Raw genomic sequence first — 1,930 nt, forward strand, 5'->3', positions numbered from 1 at the left:
CCAAATAGTCTGCTGCTGCTCCGTCGTGAACTCCACACGCACCTCCACCACTCATCCTGCCAAGGAGTGGTGCATTGACCGGTTGAGGTCGCCATGCCCGGTTAATCACAAAGATCACTGTGGGCTCAGCGACTGCGGGGATCGGGTCAGGTGTCAGCACGATTGCAATCTATCGGGTGGTCCCGACATGCCTGCGACGATGAGTTGACACGCCAGCCTATTGGGACTTCCTCACTACCGCCTGTGAAACATACGCTGTAGCCCATCCTCTTCCATGAGGCGGGAATACGACGGCTCTTCTGTTGCGAGGGCACCCCGGAGGGCATCCAGCCTCAGTCTGTTTTCGTCCTTCCCGTGTAACGGCGCGAGATTTTCGGGTTGCTCCTGGATGAGGATCTGAAACCCGGGTAGCTGGATGATGTAGGGCGATGCCACCACACGTGGCTCTTGTTCCTGCTCTGCAAACATGGGCGTTCAGCTCCTCAGATAAGCCGCCGGCGAGCGTCCACATGCCCTCATCTACACCGTCGAAGACGAAAGGCCTCCTGCACGAGAAGCACAGGTCCCTCCATGGTTCCCGAGTTCGATTCCAATGACAATAGCGCATACGGTATTTCTCGAAACCTTGCTTTCACGTCTTCGGGCATGTGAGAATCAGGCTCAAATGGAAAGCTGACGAGGGGTCGTCAGCCACACACACTCAGATCTCACAGGGGTCTTTCTCATGGGCCGAAAGCCAAAGTACGACGTAGAGATGACAGCAGCATCGACGCGCCTTCCCGTCGACACCTACAGATTCGTCGAATTGCTGGCTCAGGCGAAAGAGTCTTCTGTCTCTGAGGAGATACGGGTTGCAGTAGAAGAATGGGCTCGCCATCAAGACATCGATGCTGTCATCGCGGCAAAGCAAGCGTTAGCCCTAGATACCCAGCGGAAGCTGCGGGAGTTGGCCTTCGCTGGTAAGCAGTTGAAGTAGCCACAGCTTCAAGCTGTCCGAGCCCAGTTGCATGGGACACCAAGGATCATAAAAGAGGGGCCAGAAAGATGCCTGGCCCCTCTTTTGTGCCCCTCCTCAGTCGAAGCAGTAGTCGGGATGATTCGTCGAACTCCAAACGACCCCCGGCCTTCCGTCTTGCCGAGTTCTCTGCTGTACGCAGGCGTCATCGAACGCCGCCTCGTCGATGGCGTCCTCCATCTGGTTAACCGAACGCGTTCCTTGGTAGAACAGCACCGCGTACCACACCTGCGCTTCTGCAGCGAGGCGGGCGATCGGCCACGTCAACTCTTGGGTGTTATCGAAAAGGTCCAGCGTCTTCGACCTAGACCAGTACTTCGTGCAGTACTTAGCCCCCTCAGGGCAGTCAATCCAGAAGCCCTTCTCGGCAACCTCCTTGCTCGCGCTGTCAGCTGATGTGGAAGCAGCAGCGAAAGCGGGCGTGGCCACGCTGGCCGGCAGGGCGATCATGCTCGCTGCTACGAGCATCGCAACAGCTCCTCGGAGTGTGGTCTGCTTTCGGTTCTGGTGGGGGCTCATGATGTCTCCTCGTTCAGAGAGCGAAGTAGCTCTAGAACCATTTTGAAACTTTACGTATACAAAATCAAGGGTCATCAGAGCTTACTTCGAGCACTAACCGAGAGGCTCTTGGTGTTCCTATAACCAACGCACCCCTCGATCGGTCACCTTGCTAAGCTCGCGTTAGCTACTGTCTCAAAAAGCTAAGGCGACCTCAACCGGTCAATGCACCACCTGTGGTTTTGAGGGTATCGCGGGCTGATCGAAGGTGGTGATGTGGGCTTGGTAGAGCTCGTTGGAGCTGGCCCATTTCAGAACCTGCCGGGGACGGTCGTTGATGAGGTTCGCGATGTCATCGAGGTCTTTGGCTGTGAACCGTCGAAGGTCGGAGCCTTTCGTGAGGTACTGGCGAAGCAT

Annotated in this window: 2 protein-coding genes and 1 pseudogene; 1 reads left to right on the forward strand and 2 read right to left on the reverse strand. The window is 56.5% G+C overall.

Annotated features, from left to right (window positions below; translation table 11 throughout):
- Positions 1–754: 754 nt before the first annotated feature.
- Positions 755–976 carry a hypothetical protein gene (locus tag AC0Z9V_RS18125; protein WP_485142387.1) on the forward strand — a complete coding sequence of 74 codons (222 nt, stop codon included), beginning with the start codon at positions 755–757 and terminating at the stop codon, positions 974–976.
- Positions 977–1,072: 96 nt separating this feature from the next.
- Here AC0Z9V_RS18125 and AC0Z9V_RS18130 read toward each other — a convergent pair whose 3' ends face one another.
- Positions 1,073–1,534 carry a hypothetical protein gene (locus AC0Z9V_RS18130; protein ID WP_485142388.1) on the reverse strand — a complete coding sequence of 154 codons (462 nt, stop codon included), beginning with the start codon at positions 1,532–1,534 and terminating at the stop codon, positions 1,073–1,075.
- Positions 1,535–1,735: 201 nt separating this feature from the next.
- Positions 1,736–1,930: pseudogene (locus AC0Z9V_RS18135) on the reverse strand (IS30 family transposase); the annotation flags it as partial.

It is taken from the genome of Arthrobacter sp. UYP4, assembly GCF_057291175.1.